Source organism: Leptospira johnsonii (assembly GCF_003112675.1).
Lineage (GTDB): Bacteria > Spirochaetota > Leptospiria > Leptospirales > Leptospiraceae > Leptospira_B > Leptospira_B johnsonii.
Window position 1 is genome coordinate 71,428 of sequence record NZ_BFAY01000011.1, and the last position, 21,579, is coordinate 93,006.

Genomic DNA, 21,579 nt, shown 5'->3' on the forward strand with positions numbered 1-21,579 from the left:
TAATTACTCCGGATTAAGCTCTTACCCTGGTCAGATATGCGACCTGGGGACCGACATTTAAATACTCAAGAACTCTGAAAGATCTAGGATCCGAACTGAGTTTGGATACCGTAGAACTCTTATCGTTCGTGTTTCCGAAACTGATTGCATCGGCCGCACAACTTTGTTGGCAGGCAGTCTTCAGTTCTCCGTCTTTCAACGTACGACCTTCGTTTTTGGCCTGGATCTTTTTCTCTGCGATACGAGAAGAACAGAAGTTACATTTTTCCATAACCCCTCTTCCACGAACCGTAACATCTGGATTGAGTCCAAGATATCTAGGAGTTCTGGATCCTTTTTCAGCTCCAGTCTCGTTATACCAGTGTTGAGCCCAGTTATAACGACGAACTTTGTAAGGACAGTTGTTAGAACAGTAACGAGTTCCAACGCAACGGTTATAAACCATGTCGTTGATCCCTTCAGAACTATGAACGGTAGCCATAACAGGACAAACAGTCTCGCAAGGAGCGTTATCGCACTGTTGGCATAGCATAGGCTGGTGAGCGATCTGTAGATCTTCCGGTTTTTCAGGATCACCGATATAGTAACGGTCGATACGAAGCCAATGCATCTCGCGACCCACTCTTACTTCGTCTCTTCCTACTACCGGAATATTGTTCTCTACTTGGCAAGCGATGACGCAAGAACCGCAACCGGTACAAGCAGTCAAATCGATAGCCATACCCCATTTGTAACCAGGGTATTCATGAACCGGGTTTGCTCCGGCTGCATAGACCATCTTACCGTCTTTTTTGATTTTAGGGATTTCGGATTCTTTAACTCCGGAAGCTGGATTCTTTTTCCATTCTTCCAAAGAAGTAGATTGGACCAAAGGACGATCTTCGTATCCGAAACCTGGAGATAATACGTGGTGGTGCTGGGTGCAAGCAAGCTTGTAGGTTTTTCCGGTCTTCTCGAGAGATGTTACGGAAATTCCAGAGAAGACTCCATCTTCTGCCAGAACATAAGCGTTCTTACCTACTTCGTTCCCTACTTTACCTGCAGCAGTTCTTCCGTAACCAACCGCGATCCCGATCGTATCCTTATGCACTCCAGGTTGAACCTGAGCAGGAAGTTCGATAGAACCTTTCGTGGTTTTTACGGAAACTACATCGTTGGATTGGATTCCTTTTTCTTTTGCTAATGCAGGAGAAATAACTACGTAGTTGTCCCAAGTAACCTTAGTAACAGGATCCGGAAGCTCTTGTAATAGAGAGTTATTAGCCGCTCTACCGTCTCCGATGGAGCTTGTCTCATAAAGAGCCAGACGGATCCCAGCAGGATAACTTGCAGGTTTTTTCAGGGCTCCTTTGTTGAAGCCACGAGTAGCACTTGCAGTTTTTCTGCGGTCCTTAGCTCTTACAGTAGTTCCTACTCTGAGAAGATCTTCCCATTTCTGTTTGGAACCAAGTTTTTTAGTCCAAGAGTTCTTTACGTATTCGTAAAATGATTTTTCTCCGCTTAGAGATCCGCCTGCAAAAGCGATCAAGCTATCCTCGAAAGAACGAGTGTTGAATAAAGGACGGATCGCAGGCTGTTGGATGGAGAATATTCCCTTAGTTCCTTCTGAATCTCCCCAAGACTCTAAGAAATGAGTAGTGGAAGCCAGATAGTTGGAAGCAAGTGCAGTCTCATCCGCTCTGTCTGCAATACTTACGGTCAAAGCAGCTCTATGAAGAAGGTCCTTCCAAGATTCTCCCGCTTGGTAAACCAAGTTGGTATCGTAAAGGAATAGAACTCCTACTTTAGTTTGTTTTAATGCTTCAGTAAGTTTGTTTAGGTTACCTGAATAATCCACCAAACCTTCTTTTTTAGGAGAAGCGTAATCAACAGTCTTACCGTCGTTGTCTAAAGTAGAGTTTAAGAAGTTTACTAGGATCTGAAGATCTACAGCTTCTTTGGTAGAAGCAGCTAGACCACCAGCAACCACAAGAGATCTTCCCTTGTTTGTCCAAAGTGCTTTTGCAGTTTTGCGGATACCTTCTGCGCTAACGCCAAGTTCTCCCGCGAGACTTTCTACAGTAGAAGCTCCGGTAACGTCCTTGGTGTTTGCTCCCAATTCTCCCAAACCTGCAGCAATTGCAAGTGCCAGTTTGGACTGGTCGCCAGGACGAATCGGAAGTCTAAGATCCGCGTTAGATCCGGACATAGTCGGAACGGATTCAGCAGCGATGAAATAGTTAAGATCTTTTGCACCATCTCTTAGATTTCTGCGTTTTGCAAAATCCTTTTGGTGTTCCTCAGGAGACAACCATCCACCCATAAAATCGCAATCGATGGACAGAATCGTGTTCGCCAATTCGAAATTATAGTTAGGAACAAGCGCCTTTCCGTAGGAAGCAGCTTGAGCTTTGGAGATTGCGTCTTCTGGAGAAGTGATAGAGATCTCTAAATGTTGTCCTCCACCGACTGCTTTTAAGAAGTCAGCGATGATCGCTTTGGTGGAAGGAGAATCAAGAGGTCTAGTTACGATTACAGTATTACCTTTATTCTTAGAAAGAGCTTCCTGCACTTTAGAATCCAAAGCGGCCCATTGGATATTCTCCACTTTTCCGCCGGAAATTGCAGCAGGACCTTGTGCTCTGTCTGGATCATATAGATCAAAGATAGCAGCCTGGCCGGAAGCACCAAGGGCACCTTGAGAAACAGGGTGATCTTCGTTTCCTTCTAATTTTAGAGGACGACCGTCTTTAGATCTTACTAAGTAACCGGTTCCGTTGAATACGGTTGCGTAGTAGTAAGATTGTCCGTGTTTTACGAAATCGAAAGTACCTTCGTCGGTTTTCAGATCCACATATGGAACGATTTTTTCGACAGGCTTGCGAACGCAGTTTAAGGAAGTCATAGCGACTCCCGCGCCCATCAATTTAAGGAAGGTCTTACGATCGAACTCACCGGACTTAATCCTTGCGATGACTGGATCCGGAGAAGTGAAAAATTCAGAGCGCGCTAGATCCTTCGTTTCTTTTTCGTTATCTTTCAGTTCGAGGGAGAGCCAGTGAGCTTTCTTTTCTTTCTGGAAATTCTTTTTATCCATCTGTTATGCTATCTCCTGATTATCTGTGACAGGTGGAACAGTCGGTAGGAGCATTGTTCTCCCGGTGGCAGTTGATACAGTATCCCATATTCAGGGATGCTACCTGCTTGACCTTGACCATTTCAGCTACATTGCCATGGCATTGAGAACAATCCACGCCTCTTGAGATATGGCGAGAGTGATTGAACTGAACGTGATCCGGCAAGTCGTGGATTTTCACCCACTCGATCGGCTTCTTGTTCGAGTAACTTTCGCTCAAAAATTTAATATCTGGGCTGTTCTTTGCAACAAGCGAGTGACAGTTCATACAAGTAGAAGTATTCGGAACCGTTGCGTGCGCGCTTGTTTCTACACCAGTGTGACAATAACGACAGTCTATCTTATTATCACCTGCGTGAATCTTGTGGTTAAAAGGTATAGGCTGATCCGGAGAGTAGCCTACATATTTGGAGGGAGAAAAAATCAGGTAAGCCACTGCTGCAATAGCAATAAGCGGAACCGAAAGTTTCAAAGCTTTCTTATTCATTCGTGAGAAGTCCCGTGGGTTCCAAAATAAGGTTTGGGAACAAGGATTTTGTCTTCGGTTAAAATTGCAAGTAAACGCCTAAAAACGCGATCGGTTTGGCGATTTCTTGCATTTTTCTTTGAGACTAAGTATCAATTAAATGGATACTATTTATACTTAAGAAGGTCTATTTTAGAAGATAAAAGATCTCGAATACAAAACCTAAGTTTATGATAGATATGATCAGAACGATCGTTCTTAACTTTAAGAAAATTCCTGGATTTTACTTTCTCACTTCTCTAAAATATGAATTCAAAAATCTAATTTGGAAAGAATGATGCACTGCGCACTGATCCGATTTCTGGGAATTCCCTTCGCTTTCCTAATAACAATCTCCATTATCGCGAAAGGTCCTATAAAAAAACTCAAAGTAACAAGCTTCAATTCGTACTTTTTATATGATGAGATTGGAGACTCTCATAAATTTCCGAAAGATAGAAAACATAGAACGGAAGAAGATTTTTCTAAGATCAAAAAGATAATTCTCCATAATCATCCGGACGTAATCGGATTCCAAGAAATTGAAAACGAAACGGCACTTCATCATATTATAATAAATGAATATGATTGCAAGGCAACGGTTACTCCGGGCTATTCCCAAGAATTAGGGCTTTGCTGGAAAAAGGAACTGGGTAGCCCGATTATCAGAGAATTGGAACAACTTTCTCTTCGCCCAGGACTCAGAAAAGGGTTACTTGCAGAGTTCAATTTCGACGGTAAGAAAGTTTCCGTAATAGTAGTTCATTTAAAAGCAGGCCATTCTCCCAAAGATAAGAAGGAAAGAAAGGAACAGATACTTGCGCTGAAGGAAATCCTACCGTCCCTAGGCAAATTTGTTCTATTAGGAGATTTTAATGAGGTTTTGGAAAGAAGAGTAGATCTCTGGAAAATCCTACAAAGAAATCTAAAACTTAAGATTGCGAATTATAAACAAAAATCAGACTGCTGGCAGCATAACGACGGCTTTATCGATTATCTGATCACGAATATGGAATGGCAACAGGGAAGTTTTGTCCAAACCAAGTTTGAGACCGACGATGGTAATTTTGATGGAAATCCAAGTGCGGAAAAAGGCCTTTCTGACCATTGCCCGGTGAGTGCGGACCTACTATTAGAGAGATGATCGTCTCAGATTATCTTAAACACCCAGAATCAAAGTTCTCGTTTCAAAACTTCTATATCTGAATTCAATTCTTGGATAGAAGATCTCATCTTGCCGTTATAAATCCCACGTAATCTAAGTTGAGAATCTAAAAGATATACATGATCTGAATGAAGGAAATCATTTTCAGTCAGTTTCTTTTTGGCGTCTTCTTTCGGGATAGCTGTGTCTGCATTAAAGGAATCTCTGGCCAAGGCATAAATCTCCTTTTGATCTCCGGTTAGAAGTTTCCATTTTTCATAATGGATCTTTCGTTTGGATCCATATTCTTTTAGGACCTGAGGAGAATCTAGATTGGGCGTAGCGGAGAAGGACAAAATTTGGATACTGGGATCAGCCTCGAATTGCTTCTGCACCAAACTCAAATTGTTTGTGATCGTAGGACAGATCCCGGCACATTTAGTAAAGAAGAAGGAAACCACAGTAATCTTTCCCTTACAGGAGCCTTCCGAGACATCTTGATTCTCCTGATCTTTCATTATAAATTTAGAAATTTCCCTGGGCTTATGCGAGTCTTTTCTCTCCCAAACCGGCTGTAGATCCTTTCCATAATACAACGGAAGTTTGTCTTTCTGGGGCAGGGAGAAGTCTGTAATCTCTTCAGAGTATTCTTCTTTTGGATCTTTGGAACAACCAACCAAAATAGAGATCAAAACCAAACTACAGAATAAAATTCTAGAATAGGATCGTATTCCCATCTTCATCTCCTCGGATCTGGCTGCATAATTTCCCACCTGTCATTCCATATGCACGTCCCTGGTGGATCACAAAGTTCATATAGATCTGCCCGTTCTCTCTCCACATCTTCTTACCAATCACTTTTCCATGATCGAATTTTGCATAAGAATACAATGTGCCGGAGTTTCTCCATTCCCATTGGGGTCCATGGAACTGCCCTTCCAAGTATTCATTATGAAAACGTTTTTTACCGTCGGGGAACCAACCTAGATGAGTTCCAACTTTCTTCCCTTCAGAAAATTCTCTTTCTGCCAAAACTTGTCCGTTGGAATGTACATCCGTCTCTTTTCCATCAGGTAAACCGTTCTTATAGGAAGTCACACGGACAATTCCCAATTCTTCTGCCTTAGATTCCAAAAGTCCGTAAAACTTCTCTCCTCTATAAAAAACGACTCTTCCATTTCGAGTGATAGAAGGATCAATACTTGCGACCCGAACCGGATCGCAAGCGACTAGAAGAAAACAGATCGCGAGTAAATAGAACTTCAACAAAACCTCTAATTAGTCTACGGAACCTGGAGTTCCCTTGAAGTAACTTCCAATAATGTATCCGTTCAAACCTGTATTGTTTTCTACGTGATAACAATACGTTCCATCCGGAAACTCAGTTGGAGTACAAGAAGTTGTGTGAGTGGTTGAATCCAATGTAGGATAAGAACCAGATTGGTTTTTCTTTCCATAGATTGGAAAACCATCCAACATGATCCCTACCATGCTATCATCGTCGTTAGTGATCTTGTAAGGTTCTGTATGATAATGATATTTTCCAGTATTCTGAGGGTGCCCTTGGGATTGGTCCATCGTGTAATATTCTGTAGCAAAAGAATCTCCAGGAGCTGCCTGGTTATTAAAGATCACAACGCCTAATGTTGTAATTCCTACAGAATCTGTTCCTGCATTGGATTGGGTACAATCCGTAACGGTAGGGGTAGTCGGGATCGTCATGGTGATATTCTGAGATATAATGGTATTCGGATTTGTATGGAAACCTCCAGCAGTGTCCATCGCCTCATTATATCCAGAAGCCACTGAATAATATGCACTTTTATGAGGCGGCTTATCGTTGGTAGTGATCACATAATTAGAACCGGAGACCGTTACGGTTACACAATGAAAACTGGTTTTCATCCAGCAAGGTGCCTCTGCAGCGATACTAGTTACGCAGGTAGGACCTCCAAAACCTAGGTCATCGGTTGCATTGTTCACTGCTGCAGGACAGGAGGAATTGTCCGTAAGGGTGGTAGGCATTGTAGTGGTGGTTGTAGGTGTACATTGAGAAGCGGCTAATAAAACCGCGGCCGAAGACAGGTCGCTTCCTCCGGAACTATCGCAGTTCCAAACAAAAGCTGCGATGGCAGTCAATAGAATACATCGTAATCGAAGCATAACTACTCCAAACTTGTTATTGAGTTTAATTTACGAAATCTTTTGGATGAATTCGACCGTCCCAATCGGCTCGAACCATATTTTTGCTATTTTAGGCAGAGCTTACTTCGGAAATTTCTTCCAGATACTGAGTTGGTGTCTTTCCTGTGACTTTTTTAAAGGAAGTATTAAAAGTGGACTTGGAATTGAACCCATACTCAAGGGCCAATCTCAGAAAATTAGGACGTTCTTCCGAAATATTTTCCAAAGCGGAAATGATATCTTTGATCCTATATTCGTTCACAAAATTATAGAAATTTGTTTCTAAGGTTTCGCTTAAGATTTGTGTGATATAGAATCTAGGAACTTCCGTATTTTCGGAAAGTAGATCGATGGAAAATTCGGAATCTTTATAAGGTTTTTCAGATTCCATATAATTCCGGATCTTAGAAAGATACTCAGGAATCATATCCTCTCTCAATCCGGACTTTTCGTATTTTTTGCGTTCTTCTTCCACTTCCTCATCTTCTTTTGGACCCTTTTGTTGGAACTGAAACGCGTGCAGTTCTCTATGAGTGTAAACCACAGTTTGTCGAACCCCGAACCAACAGAAAAACACGGAGAACGCTAATACTGCTGCTCCTCGAACCAGTCTTGGTTCGTAGGCTTCTGGAGGAAGATCCGTAAACAGTAAACCTTCTAACAAAAAATGAACACAGGTAGAAATTACGAATAATACTAAACTCCAATACATCCATCGTAAATCCTTAATACTGTCGATATTAGAAAAATGATTTACGATATTCTTCCTATGTCTGTTCAAAAGTAGAAATGTCCAAACGGAATACACTAGCATGGAAGTAACTAATAATCCGCCGTTTGGATGAAATCCCCTACTCGGCCTATGCCAATCGTGAGGATAAAATTCTTCTTCAGGAGTTTGGAAGAAGAAAAACCTAGTCAAAAGAATAAATTGTAAGATAATAAAAGGAGCAAAATGAAGAAGGTCCGATCTTCTAAAACTTTTACCTTCCATCGTCAAATTTCGAATATACAATAATAATAACGGACCATAGGTATAAGGAAATAGAATAGTAAAATCTAAAAACTCAGGCCCCCATTCGAATCTGTGAACAAGTAAATGTCCTAGATGAGGTGCCGCAAGAAAGATCGTAAACACGGAATAAATAGAATCGAAAGGATATCTTGGCCGTTTAGTAAAGATCAGAAATGCGGAAAAAACGCAGATTGTAAACGAGATGATCGGGATCGCAGGAACCATAACTAAGTTTGACCCGGAAAGTCTCCTGGCTTGGTCCTCCATCTTCTATGCACCCAAAAATATTGCTCAGGATACAGTTTCACTTCTTCTTCTAAAGCTTTCGTCCAAACTTCAGTGTAGTGACGGATCGCAGCTTCTCTATCCGAGAATGCGGATTTATCTACGAAGCCAAGATCTTTAACTCGGACCATGACCTTTCCTTTTTCTCCGCATAAAACCGAATAGAGTAACATTTTTGCGCCGGTCAAATAAGCCATCAACGCAGGGCCTTGGTAAGTAGAAGCTTTACGATTGAAGAAGTCCACAAAGATCCCGACCTTACCGGCATTTTGGTCGGAACCGAATCCCACCCAGTATCCTTGTTTTAACATTTTAGTAACTTGGCTGGATTCTTCTGTGGAAACTAATTTGATCCCATTCTTACTTCTTAATTTATGAATGAGTCTATCCACGTAAGGGTTTCGGACTTTTTTATAAATCCCTCCTCCCTTCATTCTGATCCCCATGAATTGTACAAGGATTTCCCAGGTCCCAAAATGTCCTGAGATCAGAACAACTCCTACTCCATCTTGGATCGTTTTTTGTTCGATTGCTAGAGACTCAGCATCATAAACCAGATACTTATCCATCCATTTACGACTTAAACGAGGAGCGAATAAAGTTCCCGCAAGAAGATCACCTATATGAAGAAAACTTTTCCATACGAGTTCCTTCTTCTTTTCTTCCGAATATTCAGGGAATGCATAAGAAATATTATCGTAAGCTATCTTACGATGTTTTTTAGCGAGTGGATAAAGAAGACGTACCAAAAATCTTCCGTAAACTAAACAGGCTCTATAAGGTAGAATTCTGAACGGTAGATAAAATAAGTATAAAAAGATATAAGGAATAATATAGCGAACCAAAGTAGATCCAATTCTTGTTTTTCGAACATAAGGACCCGGTCCAGGTTCTTTGACAAGCAAAAAGACCCTCAGTTCATTTGATGTAGTATCTCGAATAGGATCTGTGTTCCCAATTTCAAATTTTCCAGACTAATACTTTCGTTCTTAGCATGAAGCATAGTGAGTTCTTTTTCGTTCAGAAGAACAGGAATTAACCCATAACACTCCATACCTATCTGACGAAAGTAAGCATTATCCGTTTTACCTGGAGAAATAAAAGGTGCCGCCACACTTCCCGGGATTTTACGAGTCGCAACAGAAGCAACCGTTTGAAAAAGAATAGAATCTAATTTAGATTTGTCTGAAGAAACTGTGGATGCAGGTTCCACTTCTACTTCATATTTTTCGGCGATCTTCTGGATCTCTTTCAAATATTCCAGAGGCTCAAATCCAGGAAGAAGTCTCACATCCAGTTTCGCTTCCGCTAAGGAGGAAAGTACATTATGACCTTTACCTTCTTCCGTTTTCAGACCGGAAACGGCCTTAGTATTTCGAGTGATCGCACTGAGCTGTCTACTTGCACGAATTGGCCCGTACAGTAATCTTCTCAAGATTGGAATATTTGAATTTTTTAATATAAATGAATTAGGAAATCGACTGATCGTTCCCAACTGATAAAAAAATCCTTGGGTTTCCTCGGAAATACGGATCTCACTATCGTATTCCAAAACTTCTGTCAAAAATTTCAAAAGTCTAAGACTTGGATAATTTTGACTCGGAGTGCTTCCATGTCCCTGGTCCCCTTTAGCCTTTACATTCAACCAAAGATTTCCTTTTTCTGCATATTGGATATTGAAGATGATACTTCCTGGAATAGCGACATCCCTCGTCCCGAAACTCCCCTCGTTCAACATATATCCGTAACCTTTGAATAATTCAGGATGAGCCCTGAGTAAAAACCTGGCGCCTCTTTCGCTGCCCGATTCTTCGTCCGCCATACTTAAGAACATTATTTTTCTTTTAAGTGGAACCGCAGATCTTTTGAGTTCCAGAAAAGAAATGATCTGCATCGCAATTAATCCCTTACAATCCAAGGCTCCTCTCCCGTGAATTCTACCGTCTTTGATAATCCCCGCAAAAGGATCTTCCGTCCATTCCTTAGGATCCGCTTCTACCACATCCAAATGGTTTCCTAAAATTAAACCTTTTTCAGAACTAGGAACACTTGGCTCCAACTCTGCAATCAGATTCACTCTATCCGGAAAGCCAGGCTCGGAGATAAGCTTAGTTTTGATCCCTTCCTTTTCGAAAATAGATCGGATATATTCTGCGACTCGTTTTTCGTTTCCTCTCACCGATTTAATCCGGATCAGATCGGTGAGAATTTTAACCGCTTCTGATTCTCTCTTATCCCAAGATAGGATATGACTCTCTTCTTTTAGAGGAGTGTTTTTAATGGGGGATGTGACACATTGAAAAAGGAATAAGATAGAACAAAGGTGAAGAAATGTGCGGGAAGCAAACATTCGCCATTTCTAAAGTATAAGCGACTCAGCGTCCAGAAATTTAGAAGAAACAGGGAAAAGTAGCCCCAGGAGGACCCTGGGACCAAAACCAAACCAGGCTCATAACAAAGCCTACTTAAGAATTCGGTGGGTTTCTAAAATTTCCCTTATACTTTTTTTCTTAAATTTAAAAAAAAGAATTATTTAGAATTCGGCGTTGCAGTCTCTTTTCCGGGTTTAAATCGGATCTTTCCTAAATACACCTTGGTAGTCAAAGAATCTCGTTTGGATTTTAGAAAGAAACCAAACTCAGGAGTGGCCACCTTATAACTTTCATATTCTGCAAAAATATCCAGATCCACTCGATTCGCGGTGAACGCATCGAAATGAGGCAGATACTTTTCAGAGATGAGTATCATTCTTTCTCCGTCCTTTTCCAGCGCTTCGAATAGAACTTCAGGATCGAATAAGGTCCTGGTCAAACGTTTTGAATAAAATGCATAGGATCTTTTAGAAGCGGGCACTCCGAACATCAGAAACTTTTCTTTTCCAGGTTCCGCTTCTTGGATAATCTCCCCTACTTCTTTCGAAGGTTGGTAAGACACAAGCAATGGATAAGCATACAAACTTACTAAAGTAAAGAAGAAGGAGACGGATACCACTAAGGTCCCAAGCACAGCTTCCGTTTTAAAATACAATAGAACGATCGCTGCAATTCCTAGATAAATAGCCAACCAAACATAATAGGAAACAGGAACATCTAAAACCAAGATGGGGAATAAGATCCCTGCAAATACGAATCCCAAGCTAGTAAGATAAACTAAAATTTTACCTGCGAAAGAAAGAGATCCTTCCGGGCTTTCTATCAATCTCAGTAAAAATCCCGAACCGACGACCGCTCCAGCAGGAAGGCACCAATAAATGTATTGAGGCAATTGGTATTTGGAAAAACTGATCAGAAACAAAAATAAGAATAACCAGAAAGCCGGAACAAAATCCTGATCCTTCCATTCATTTTTTCGAATATTAGAAAATAGACTTCCGCCCTTCTCCTTTAAGAATCCATAAAAATTCGATCCAATCCAGACAAAGAAAGGTAATATAAATATACCAAACGCCCAAGAGAAGTTGGAATAGAAGAATAGAGGATTGAATTTTTGGTCGTACATCTTGATATAAAAACGACCAAAAGATTGGACCCAAAGAAAGAAATAAGGTCCGTAAGTATTGAATTCCAAATACAAAGGAATAGACCATAAGAAAGGAGGAAGTAATGCCAAAATTCCTCCTGGGAATAATTTCATCCCGAGAAGTCTTTTCCAGTCCCTTCTAAAAAGAATGTCTCCGCCAATCCCAATTCCGGGGATCACTACTGCGATCGGCCCTTTTGTGACAAAGCCGAGTCCCATAGCAAGATACATCGCGTAATAATAGGCGGGATTCTTTTTTGTTCCTAAATAATAAAAAGCGAATACTAAAATGATATAAGGAGTCACATATACGTCTATCTTAGGATCCACCACCATCGCGTACAATCCGGGAGACAAAGCGTATAAGAATACGGATATCCATGCACGTTTTATATTTCCTGAATATAACTTGGTGATCGTAAACACTCCCCAGAGAGAGAGTAAGGTCATGAGTATTGCAGGCAAACGGAATGCGTAATTGTTCTGGCCGAAAAGAGTAAAAGAAGAACTGATCTTCCAAAATGTAAGGATCGGTTTGTCTAGGTATCTTCTGCCATTGTCTCGGATAAAAAACCAATTCCCGCTATCGGTCATTTCCCTGCCGATCTCCGCGTACTGGGAAGAGTCGATATCGATCACATCCAAAGGAAATGTCAAAAACAAGGGCAGAACAGCTACTGCCAAAAGAAACCAAACAGAATATTTCACAAGCGGAACGTTTTTCCCATCCTGAACGAAATTCATATTTTTATAATACTCCAAACTTAATAGAAAAACGATGATCTCAATCCATGAGCCCGGATTCCATGAGGCAACGAGTAAATCCGGTACATGTTTTTTCGGACTCGTAACAAGGCATTGCATATCCTTGTTCTCTTAAACATCCGGATTCACACTCGATCTGCATGAAACTTTTTTGGGAAGCTTCCATCCGTCCCTTAGATTCGAATTGTTTCTCCACGCAAGAGGTGAAAAATCCGCAGATCTCTTGGCATTTTTGTTGGTAAGGATCCTTACAATCGGTGAGCCCGATCATAATAAAAGAAAATAAGAATAAGGTCGAAAAAAGGGACAGCCTCATTCCAGCTAGGTTATTCGATACGGATCTAAGGTCAACTTTTTGCGGCGAGCATTCCGCAGGCCCCATTGATGTCTTTTCCGGGGGACCGTCTGTTTAAAATAGGAACTCCTGCAGGTTCCAGATGACGTAAAAACTCATCTATTTCCTGATCGGTGGGCCTTCTCCAGCCGTAAAACTCGGTGTTCAAAGGGATTACGTTTATTTTACAATCCAGTCTTCTTGCGATCTTCACTAATTTTTTAGCGTCTTCTCCGCTCATGTTCACACCGGGGATCATTACATATTCGAACGTAATCCTACGCTTTAGAACTTTGGTATATTCTAAGGCTGCGTCTAAAAGTTCGGGAAGCGAAAACTTCTCCTCTATGTCCATGATCTCTTTTCTTCCGTTCGGATCCGGATGATTGAGCGAGATCGCAAGATTATAAGGTTCTTTATTTTCTATAAATCTACGAATACCGTTCACTACTCCTGAGGTGGAGATTGTGATCCTTTTTGCGCCCATACCTAAAGCTTCCTGGTCATGAAGAAGTTCCGCTGCACGCATTACATTAAAGTAATTATGCATAGGCTCGCCCATTCCCATGAAGACTATGTTCGTGGCTCGATCGCCTACTATCTTTTCCACCTGAAGGATCTGGTCTATGATCTCTCCCGCTTTTAAATTTCCTTGGTAAGGCAATTTAGCTGTGGCGCAGAATTTACAATTTAAGGTGCAACCCACTTGAGAAGAAATGCAGATTGTTTTTCTTCCACCGTCACCGGAAGGGATCCAAACTGATTCGAACTCTTTTCCACTTCCTGGAGCGGACTCGAATGTGAATTTTTGGGTCCCATCTACCGATTTTAAATGTTTCGCGACGCTGATGGAGGAGAAGGTAAACTTCTCCTTTAATTTTTCCTTTAAGTCTTTTCCGATCGTGGAAAATTCTTCCCAGGACTCGTAACGATTTACGTACAATCCATTATAAATTTGTTTCGCTCTAAATGGCTTTTCTCCCAGTTCTGAAATGATCCGGGTGAGTTCTTCCAAGGTTTGGCCCTTGACCGGTATTTTTCGGGTTCCATTTTCCTGGAGTTCAGAATTGGAAAGGGTTTCGTTCACTTGCAAGAATCCTTATATTCTTTTTCTGCGTTTGTATATCCCAGATCCCAGGATTTTTTATAATCTTTACAGGACTCTGCCTTTCTTTTTAAGGCAGCATAACCCAATCCTCGATTGAAGTAAGAGATCGAATCGTCCGGCAGTATCTTCAAAACTTTGGAATAAGAATCTATACTATCCTTATATTTTCCGGAAGCATAATTGGCAAAACCTAGGGCAAAGATCGCTCTAGGATATTCCGGATCCAATTGTACCGCTTTTTTAGCGTCCGCCAAAGATTCTTTCGCTTTTCCTAATATACCTAGTTGGATAGCTCGTTCCGCAAAAGCGTATGATTTTATCAGTCCGGAATCGATGGCCCGATTCAAGTCTTCCAAACCTTCTTCTTTTCTTTCCAAACCGAAACGACTTAAACCTCTGTAATATAATGAATCCAGATTCTTAGGATCCAAAGAATATGCGGAATCAAAATCCGTTTCGGCCTCGGCGTATCTATTCAGATAATATTTACCCAAACCACGATTATAGAATGCGGAAGTATTTTTGGAATTCACAGCAATATAACGATCGTATTGAGAGATAGAATTTTCATACTCTGCCGCATTATAAGAATCTAAACCTTGTTGGAAAAGTTCCTGCAATTCCTGGTCTGAAAGAATTTCAGGAGTGCTATTGCGACTTGCGGATTCTTTTTCTAACTGGTTTATAAAATCGGTTATCCCAGAAAAGAGTGCGGAAAGTTGTAAAGAAGTCTCCGGTTTTGGTTCTTCTTTTTGTGTGTCCGATTTTTCCGGCTCGTTAGAAGAAACAGACCCATCCGGAGAAAAGATCTGAATCCCCGCCAAGATCAAACCCACCACTAGGAAAATACCCAATATTCTCTGCATACGATTTGTATGACCGGATTTTAAAAGGAATACCAGCTTTTTTCCGGTCAGGAAACGACAGAATCCGAATGTTCGGAAATAACTTTCCCGTCTTCCAGGATCATTCTGATAAGCCTAGTCATCTCTACCGAATATTCTACGTTTAGATGTTTAGTTACACCCTCGCAAAAACCGTTGATGATCAGAAGTTTTGCGTCGTCTTCCGAAAGTCCTCTGGATTGAAGATAAAAGAGTTGGTCCTCGTCAATACGAGAAACAGTCGCCTCATAGTTCAAGGTTCCATTCTGCCCGCTTACATCATTATAAGGATACGCATGGGATTGGGAACGATCGTCCATCATCAGACCGTCGCATTTTACGTGGCTGTATGCGTTGGAAGAACCAGTTGTAAATTTTACAAGACCTCTGTAAGAGTTGATCCCGCCATCCAAGGAAACACCTTTTGCCAGAATATTACTGCGGGTGTTTTTACCAACGTGAATGATCCTTGCTCCTGTATCTTGGATCTGGCCGGAACCGGCAAAAGCCAAGGACAGAATATCGCCGGTAGAATTATCCCCTTGTAATACGATGCCCGGATACTTGATCGTGTTTGCGCCTATATTCACATCCGTCCAGGTAATATGAGCAGCTTCATGACAAAGGCCACGCTTAACGGTCCAGTTGTACATATTCTTTTTCCAGTTCTGGATGGTTGTGTAGAATATTTTGGAATTCTTATGAGCGATCAGTTCTACTACAGCAGTATGGAAATTTGTGCCCTTGTCTTGCACAGAAGAACATCCTTCCGAATATTCCAATTCTGCTCCATCTTCTGCGATCAACAAAGTTCTTTCATATTGCCCAGAAGAAGCTGCAGTCACTTTAAAATATGCCTGTAAAGGCATAGGGGTTTTAACACCCTTAGGGACGTAAGCGAAAGATCCGCCCGAAAAAACCGCGGAGTTCAATGCGGAGAATTTATTGTCCCCAATAGAGACTACACTCCCGATGTATTTACGAACGATATCTGGATATTCGCGAATCGCAGTATCGATATCGCAGAATAGAATTCCTAAGTCGGTAAGTTCCTTTTTGACGTTAGCGTAAACAGTTTCTGAATCTTCCATGGCCTCAATTCCAGCCAGGTATTTTCTTTCGTGTTCAGGGATCCCAAGTCTTTCAAAACTTTTTAATACTTCAGGATCCACTTCGTCCCAGGATTTTTTCTTTTTATGATTTGCGCCTATATAATGTACATACTCGTCTATATTCACTTTGAAGTTGGGAAAAAATCCCCAACTAGGCATAGGTTTACTTTCAAAAACCTTAAATGCTTCTAGACGGAATTCAGTTAGCCAGCTTGGCTCATTTTTAATATGGGAGATAGACTCTACCACTTTGCGGGTAAGTCCTTTGGGAAAATTATCTGCACGATAATACCTATCTTCGTCGGAAATGATCTCAAGTGCTTGTGCCATAATATTCTTCTCCCATATCTTAGACTTTAAAAGGAAAGATGCAATCCTTTCCGAAGGTCTGAAAGGTGAGTTTTGCCCGAATAAGGGCTATATAACCAGGTTTTAGAAGGATGGATGCTTGGACCAGGAGAAATTCAGAAAGGAGAATCCGGTCCTAGGACCGGATTTCCGTAAGAATGGGATTAGTTTACCGAAGAGAAGTATTCTTTGGACTTTTCTGGATCCGCTTTCATGGTTTTCTTTCCTTCGTCCCAGTTTGCAGGGCAAACTTCGCCGTGTTTTTCCACGTATTGGAAAGCTTTGACTAGACGGATCGCTTCGTCTATGTTTCTTCCTACAGGAAGATCGTTGATGGTGGACTGACGGATCACTCCGGCAGGATCGATCACGAAGGTCCCTCTTAGAGCAACTCCGCCTTCAGTAAGAACTCCGTAATCTCTTGCGATTGACTTGGTTATGTCAGCGATTAGAGGATACTTGATATCTCCCAATCCGCCTTGTTTACGAGGAGTGTTCTTCCATGCAAGGTGAGTAAAAGCGCTGTCTACGGAAACTCCTAGAACTTCCGCTCCGATTTTTTTGAATTCGTCCAGTTTTGCATCGTACTCGATGATCTCAGTAGGACAAACGAAAGTGAAGTCGAGGGGCCAGAAGAATAGAACAACCCACTTTCCTTTATATTCGGAAAGTTTGATTTCCTTGATTTGCTGGCCGATGACGGCTTCTGCTTTAAAGTCCGGTGCGAGTGAAGTAACTTGAGGCATTTTGCTCTCTCCTATTTAGAATCATTCTAAATTTAGACAGCCAGGAAGGAAAGCAGTTTTTCTTTTTTTCTAAAAAACCAATTATTTCACCCAATCTCGATTTTCAGACAGAATTTCAGGTTTTTGAGGATCCCACCAAGAACTCTAAAGACGGAACAACTTTTGAAGGTTCTACTTCTAAAATTTCAGCCTTCACAACATTTTCTGCTACGAACGGGTCCGCTGATATTCTTTCTTCCAAATCTTCTCTCGATATATTTTGGACAAGAATAGCTCCTCCAAGTCCTGGCTTGAGACTTCCCACAAGTATAAAATGACCATCTTCAAAACCGTTCTTAATCCATTCGTTGTGTGCACCCATAAGCTGCGGAGCTTTACTTTTATTAAAATCAAATTTTAGTAATACAATATACATATACTTTTCCTTTTTATTTTAAACCTTCAAGCCAGTTCGTCATTCGGCCTACTTCTTGTCTGATATACTTCTCATCTTGAAAAGCGCTCCCAAGAGTAGCTACTCCTTGACTCATACCCAAAATATACATAGCAAACTCGTCAGCATTCTTAGAATGACCGGCAAGGCGAAACTGCTTCTTTAACCATTCTCTAAACAGAGTAAAAAGTTTATTCGCATTCGTCTGAGCCGGATGATTCAATTTGGCGAGTTCTGTACAAAGAGTTCCGACAGGACATCCGTAAAACTTTATCTTAGCTATATTCATAATTAGAATATTAATAAAACTTAGAATACGATCTTTGGGTGAACCGACTTCCGACTCCCAGCTATTAAGCATATTCCTGGTATTAGTCAGTCGATATTCGATAACAGCATCCAAGATCTCATCCTTCGATTTGAAATGATGATAAAAATTGCCTCGGGAAATTTTTATAATTTCGGCAATATCCGCAAACGAAGTACTTTCAAAACCTTTCTCGTAAAAAAGTTTATCTGCCACTTCGATAATTTGATCTCGCGTAGCTAAGCCTTTCATTCGTCCATCTTCTTAAATTAGGACAATTGTCCTAATTTTGAAAACAATAGGACACCCGTCCTAATTAGTCAAATAAAATTTTTAGAAAAAGTTTTTCAGCCTTTGGCCATTAAGTATTTCTCCATGAACTCTGTGATGTCCTTGATGTTCCGATTGATCATCTTTCTGAGCTCAGGAGGGATATTCTGGGATTTGATCACACGATAATAGTTCAAAGCGTTCTTCAACATTTTCCTGCGGGCGAATTCCTGGGCCTTGATCAGCATAGGTTTATACTTATAATATGAGTATTCCATAATACTGTAATTCTTGGAAAGTTTGAAAGAATGAGGTATCTTTCCGAAATCGTAGGTCAAGGTCAAGAAGGGAGCATCATCCACTTCCGGAGGTTTTAACTCCAGAATACCGTGGATCATTTTAGGCTCGTCGTCCCCGCCTCCGCTTTGACCTTCAGGCCTATCCTGGTCTAAAGGTTCCAGACCTCCATCCAATACTTCTATTTCAGGAGCTTCTTCCGCGCTTGGAGAAGGAGAAGGCGCAGAACTAGGAGCACCTGGTCCCGCGAGTGGAGGAATTTCAGGTCTATATTCCTCCTGCTTTGTTTCATCCACAGGGTCAGGAAGATCTATCTTAGGTAATTCGATCGGACCTAGAGAAGGAGCAGCTTCTCCACTTGGAGTCGGTGAAGGAGAACTCGTCGGAGTTCCTTCAGGTTCTCCTCGGATAACTTTATCTTCCGGATCAGGTAAACGGATCGGAACAAGATCTATCTGAGGAACAACAGGTGCCGCATAACCTGGGATCTGATCTGAAAGTGGATATTCAGGTCTAGGCCAATCTTGAGGTAAAGGTTCTTCTAATGATTGCTCTTCTCTTTCCTGGCGTTTTTCTTCCGCCTTCTTCTTAAGATAATCATCTCTCTCTTGGAAGAGATCTTCTTTTCTTCTATCGTCTTCTCCCCTTCTATCTTTTCGAGAACCTTCTCCGCCTCTTCTTTCTCCTTGGGAACGACGATCTTCACCTGTCCTTCTATCAACAAGAGGAAGGTCCTTAAACTTATCCCATTCATCCGAGAAGAATGTATCTTCCGGAAGATCCATCTCGCTCGGATCTAAATGTTCTTGGTCTTTCGGTTTGGAAGAAGGTTCCGAAGGAGCAAAGTCTTCCGGTCCAACAGGACCTGGCCCACCGCCTGGAGGAGGACCGCCGCCCGGACCAGGAGGAAATCCTCCTGGAGGTGAAGGAACTCCCGCAGAATAAGAAATAGGCGCTCCAGGTGGTGGCGGAGGCATTGGCCCGGAAGAAGGAGCATAAGAAATAATTTGATAAGATACCGGCCCAGGAGGTAATTCCGTGGGAAGTTTTGGAGCTTCTGTTCCGGGAGGAGCTTGGATCTGGATCGGGTTTGCAAATCCTTGGGAGAGGCTGCCACCTAATGCTTGGCTGATATCCTTGATCGCCTTGACCAGATCTCCCATCGGAATTGGGGCTCCGCTATAATTCGGATCGTCAGGAGTATAAGTCTCTTCTTCAGGAGGAGAACTTAGATGGTTTTCGATTGCTTGGATATTATTGTCTATCTTCTCGTTAATATCCGCATCAGGAATCCTAGCGTTAGTTCTCTTTAAGATCTCCAACGCACCTAATAAATTTTCTTTATCTACTAACGCTTCCGAATGTAAAAGAGGTCTTCTATGATGCGCATAACGAGAGTTATTCCGGATGATATCATCCGTTGTATGAGGAAGTTGTAATTTATCCTTCTTCTTTAAGCCCGGATAGTTTGGCTTTTCACCACTTCCGGAAGGAGGACTCCATTCTTGATCCGGCTTCTCCGCTTCCGATTGCCCTCCACCTTTTTGCGGTAGAGAAGATGATGAAGAAGGAGGAGAATTTTGGTCTCCTACATTGACTAGTTTTCCACGATCAGCCGGAGCGGGAGTTCCTGCACCTCCGCTACCCGACCCTGGACTGCCTCCTCCACCCGCACTTCCTCCTCCAGGAGAAGGCGCAGGACTTCCGGAAGATCTATTCGGATCTCGGAATAAAGTGTACGCTCCTGCTCCCGCAGAAAGAAGTCCTAGTAATAAAAGAAGGGCTGTCATTGGAAAAAATCTTACCTAGTATTTTCGACAGAACATTACGTCGTTCTTAAACGGGACCCAATAGCTTTTTTCCGATTGACACCATGAATGTTAAGTAATAAGTTGACATATATGAAATCAACGGTTCGGGAAAACCTGAGCTTCGGGTCTAGTCCTGATAATCCGGACGGTCTTCAGTTAAAGATCACCTTTGATGAGGACACTAAAACCGCTTACGGTGACTACACGGTTCCTGAAAAGTTCCAAGGGTCCCCAGACGTGATCCATCCCGGAATCATCGCCACTATTTTGGACGAAATCATGGCCAAAATCAATGAGGCGATGAATTTTAAAACGACAACTGGCGAGTTGACGATCCGTTTCTTACAACCTGCTCAAGTAAATCAACCTCTGCATTTACGTGGCTGGTTCGTTAAAAAGAACAAAAAAGTGATCGAAAACAGAGCCGAAATAGAGAACGAGATCGGTAAGATTGTTGCCCGCGGTAAGGGTAAATACATCGAACTCGATTCCTGATCCAATACGGAATTATAAAACCCGCCGATGTGGTGGAATTGGTAGACGCACTGGATTCAAAATCCAGCGGGGGCAACCCCGTGTCGGTTCGACTCCGACCGTCGGCAAGGGTTATTTACTTACAGAGGCGATCGCTTCTTCAAACGCATCCTTCTCCACTTGATCAATCGCTTCCAAGATCAAATCCATTTCTTCTCTAGTCATTCCTGCAAATAGTTCTTCTCCTTTTGTGAGAATTCCTGCACCTAACATGATACCTTCCACTTCTTCCTGAGTGTATGTTTTTGTTTTGGACTTCATCGTCTTAACGACTGCGTCCATGAGTTGTTTGATCTTGGAAAGAAGTTCCTTATCCGAAAGTGTGGAAAATAGTTTTAAGATATCTTCTCTGAATTGATCCGCCTCTTTTTTTGAAACGGAAGCAAGCACCTGATTGAATACGGATTTGTTTTCGAGATCCTTCCCTTCTTTTAATAATTCCTTTGCTTTGGAGAACATGATCTCTTCGAATCTATGAGCGGTTACATAAGAATGTAAGGCTGCAAATCCTGCTTGGAACGCGGACTTTAAATGACGGCCTAGTTTGAACACTGCCATACTCAAAGAACCCAATAACCCGAATACTTTTGGCGGAGAATGTACAAATCCAGCCAAGGACGTAAATGCCCCGTCTAACCTTTTTCTGCCCTCATATTCAGGGTACAACAGTTCCAGAAAGTAACGTACCAAAAGATCCACTTTCTCTTCCGATATTGTGGAGAACTTCGGATACTTGGAAAGATTGTCTTTGGAATATCTTCTTTTTAAAGCTTCTCTATAAGCGCTTATCAATTTTGGAAATTCCGGTTCTTCTAATAAAGAGCCCATACTCGGGATAATGATTAGGAAGGTCCGTTTATTCG

General features: G+C 41.7%; 20 protein-coding genes and 1 tRNA gene. 3 read left to right on the forward strand and 18 right to left on the reverse strand.

The genetic code is table 11. The features are described from left to right. Positions 1-13: 13 nt before the first annotated feature. The gene (locus tag LPTSP_RS09140; RefSeq protein ID WP_108928501.1) at positions 14-3,076 is read right to left on the reverse strand and encodes a TAT-variant-translocated molybdopterin oxidoreductase; all 3,063 of its coding nucleotides are present in this window, start codon (positions 3,074-3,076) and stop codon (positions 14-16) included. A gap of 19 nt (positions 3,077-3,095) precedes the next feature. Further along, positions 3,096-3,602, reverse strand: a complete 507-nt coding sequence (locus LPTSP_RS09145) for a cytochrome c3 family protein (protein WP_008594443.1) — start codon at positions 3,600-3,602, stop codon at positions 3,096-3,098. Between the two features lie 313 nt (positions 3,603-3,915). Between LPTSP_RS09145 and LPTSP_RS09150 the strand changes: the two genes are divergently transcribed. Next, positions 3,916-4,764, forward strand: coding sequence for an endonuclease/exonuclease/phosphatase family protein (locus LPTSP_RS09150; protein ID WP_245915532.1), 849 nt, complete (start codon positions 3,916-3,918; stop codon positions 4,762-4,764). A 29-nt stretch (positions 4,765-4,793) separates the two neighbouring features. Here the strand turns inward: LPTSP_RS09150 and LPTSP_RS09155 are convergent, their stop codons facing one another. The 15 genes from LPTSP_RS09155 to LPTSP_RS09225 all read right to left on the reverse strand — a co-directional run bounded on the left by LPTSP_RS09155 (position 4,794) and on the right by LPTSP_RS09225 (position 20,161). Then, positions 4,794-5,501: an SCO family protein gene (locus tag LPTSP_RS09155; protein WP_108928503.1), complete on the reverse strand. Its 708-nt coding sequence runs from the start codon at positions 5,499-5,501 to the stop codon at positions 4,794-4,796. Then, on the reverse strand, positions 5,479-6,030 hold the full coding sequence (locus LPTSP_RS09160) for a toxin-antitoxin system YwqK family antitoxin (protein WP_108929852.1): 552 nt from the start codon (positions 6,028-6,030) through the stop codon (positions 5,479-5,481). Before LPTSP_RS09160 ends, LPTSP_RS09155 begins: the two co-directional genes overlap by 23 nt. A 12-nt stretch (positions 6,031-6,042) precedes the next feature. Then, positions 6,043-6,927, reverse strand: coding sequence for a YHYH protein (locus LPTSP_RS09165; protein ID WP_108928504.1), 885 nt, complete (start codon positions 6,925-6,927; stop codon positions 6,043-6,045). Between the two features lie 91 nt (positions 6,928-7,018). After that, positions 7,019-8,188, reverse strand: a complete 1,170-nt coding sequence (locus LPTSP_RS09170) for a helix-turn-helix domain-containing protein (protein WP_108928505.1) — start codon at positions 8,186-8,188, stop codon at positions 7,019-7,021. Between the two features lie 2 nt (positions 8,189-8,190). Further along, on the reverse strand, positions 8,191-9,093 hold the full coding sequence (locus tag LPTSP_RS09175) for a lysophospholipid acyltransferase family protein (RefSeq protein ID WP_100770151.1): 903 nt from the start codon (positions 9,091-9,093) through the stop codon (positions 8,191-8,193). A 68-nt stretch (positions 9,094-9,161) separates the two neighbouring features. Then, positions 9,162-10,598 carry a M20/M25/M40 family metallo-hydrolase gene (locus tag LPTSP_RS09180; protein ID WP_108928506.1) on the reverse strand — a complete coding sequence of 479 codons (1,437 nt, stop codon included), beginning with the start codon at positions 10,596-10,598 and terminating at the stop codon, positions 9,162-9,164. Between the two features lie 179 nt (positions 10,599-10,777). Beyond that, entirely contained in the window at positions 10,778-12,511 is a 1,734-nt protein-coding gene (locus tag LPTSP_RS09185; RefSeq protein ID WP_108928507.1) for an ArnT family glycosyltransferase, read from the reverse strand. A gap of 40 nt (positions 12,512-12,551) precedes the next feature. Continuing rightward, complete coding sequence (locus tag LPTSP_RS09190; protein WP_108928508.1) at positions 12,552-12,848, reverse strand: Cys-rich protein; 297 nt, start codon at positions 12,846-12,848, stop codon at positions 12,552-12,554. Positions 12,849-12,879: 31 nt separating this feature from the next. Continuing rightward, on the reverse strand, positions 12,880-13,953 hold the full coding sequence (gene rlmN, locus LPTSP_RS09195; RefSeq protein WP_108929853.1) for a dual-specificity RNA methyltransferase RlmN: 1,074 nt from the start codon (positions 13,951-13,953) through the stop codon (positions 12,880-12,882). Further along, the gene (locus LPTSP_RS09200) at positions 13,950-14,840 is read right to left on the reverse strand and encodes a tetratricopeptide repeat protein (RefSeq protein ID WP_108928509.1); all 891 of its coding nucleotides are present in this window, start codon (positions 14,838-14,840) and stop codon (positions 13,950-13,952) included. Before LPTSP_RS09200 ends, rlmN begins: the two co-directional genes overlap by 4 nt. A gap of 47 nt (positions 14,841-14,887) precedes the next feature. Then, on the reverse strand, positions 14,888-16,300 hold the full coding sequence (gene sufB / locus LPTSP_RS09205; protein ID WP_108928510.1) for a Fe-S cluster assembly protein SufB: 1,413 nt from the start codon (positions 16,298-16,300) through the stop codon (positions 14,888-14,890). Between the two features lie 182 nt (positions 16,301-16,482). Continuing rightward, positions 16,483-17,064: a peroxiredoxin gene (locus LPTSP_RS09210; protein WP_108928511.1), complete on the reverse strand. Its 582-nt coding sequence runs from the start codon at positions 17,062-17,064 to the stop codon at positions 16,483-16,485. Positions 17,065-17,179: 115 nt separating this feature from the next. After that, positions 17,180-17,479, reverse strand: a complete 300-nt coding sequence (locus LPTSP_RS09215; RefSeq protein WP_108928512.1) for a YciI family protein — start codon at positions 17,477-17,479, stop codon at positions 17,180-17,182. 13 nt (positions 17,480-17,492) lie between these two features. Then, positions 17,493-18,056, reverse strand: coding sequence for a TetR/AcrR family transcriptional regulator (locus LPTSP_RS09220; protein ID WP_108928513.1), 564 nt, complete (start codon positions 18,054-18,056; stop codon positions 17,493-17,495). A gap of 95 nt (positions 18,057-18,151) precedes the next feature. Continuing rightward, the gene (locus tag LPTSP_RS09225) at positions 18,152-20,161 is read right to left on the reverse strand and encodes a hypothetical protein (protein ID WP_108928514.1); all 2,010 of its coding nucleotides are present in this window, start codon (positions 20,159-20,161) and stop codon (positions 18,152-18,154) included. 111 nt (positions 20,162-20,272) lie between these two features. Here LPTSP_RS09225 and LPTSP_RS09230 point away from each other — a divergent pair, with 111 nt between their 5' ends. Then, on the forward strand, positions 20,273-20,677 hold the full coding sequence (locus tag LPTSP_RS09230) for a PaaI family thioesterase (protein ID WP_008595600.1): 405 nt from the start codon (positions 20,273-20,275) through the stop codon (positions 20,675-20,677). Positions 20,678-20,700: 23 nt separating this feature from the next. Next, positions 20,701-20,784, forward strand: a tRNA-Leu gene (locus tag LPTSP_RS09235). A 4-nt stretch (positions 20,785-20,788) separates the two neighbouring features. On the opposite strand, the gene LPTSP_RS09240 is transcribed toward LPTSP_RS09235, so the two are convergent. Beyond that, on the reverse strand, positions 20,789-21,544 hold the full coding sequence (locus LPTSP_RS09240) for a hypothetical protein (RefSeq protein ID WP_108928515.1): 756 nt from the start codon (positions 21,542-21,544) through the stop codon (positions 20,789-20,791). Positions 21,545-21,579: the final 35 nt, after the last annotated feature.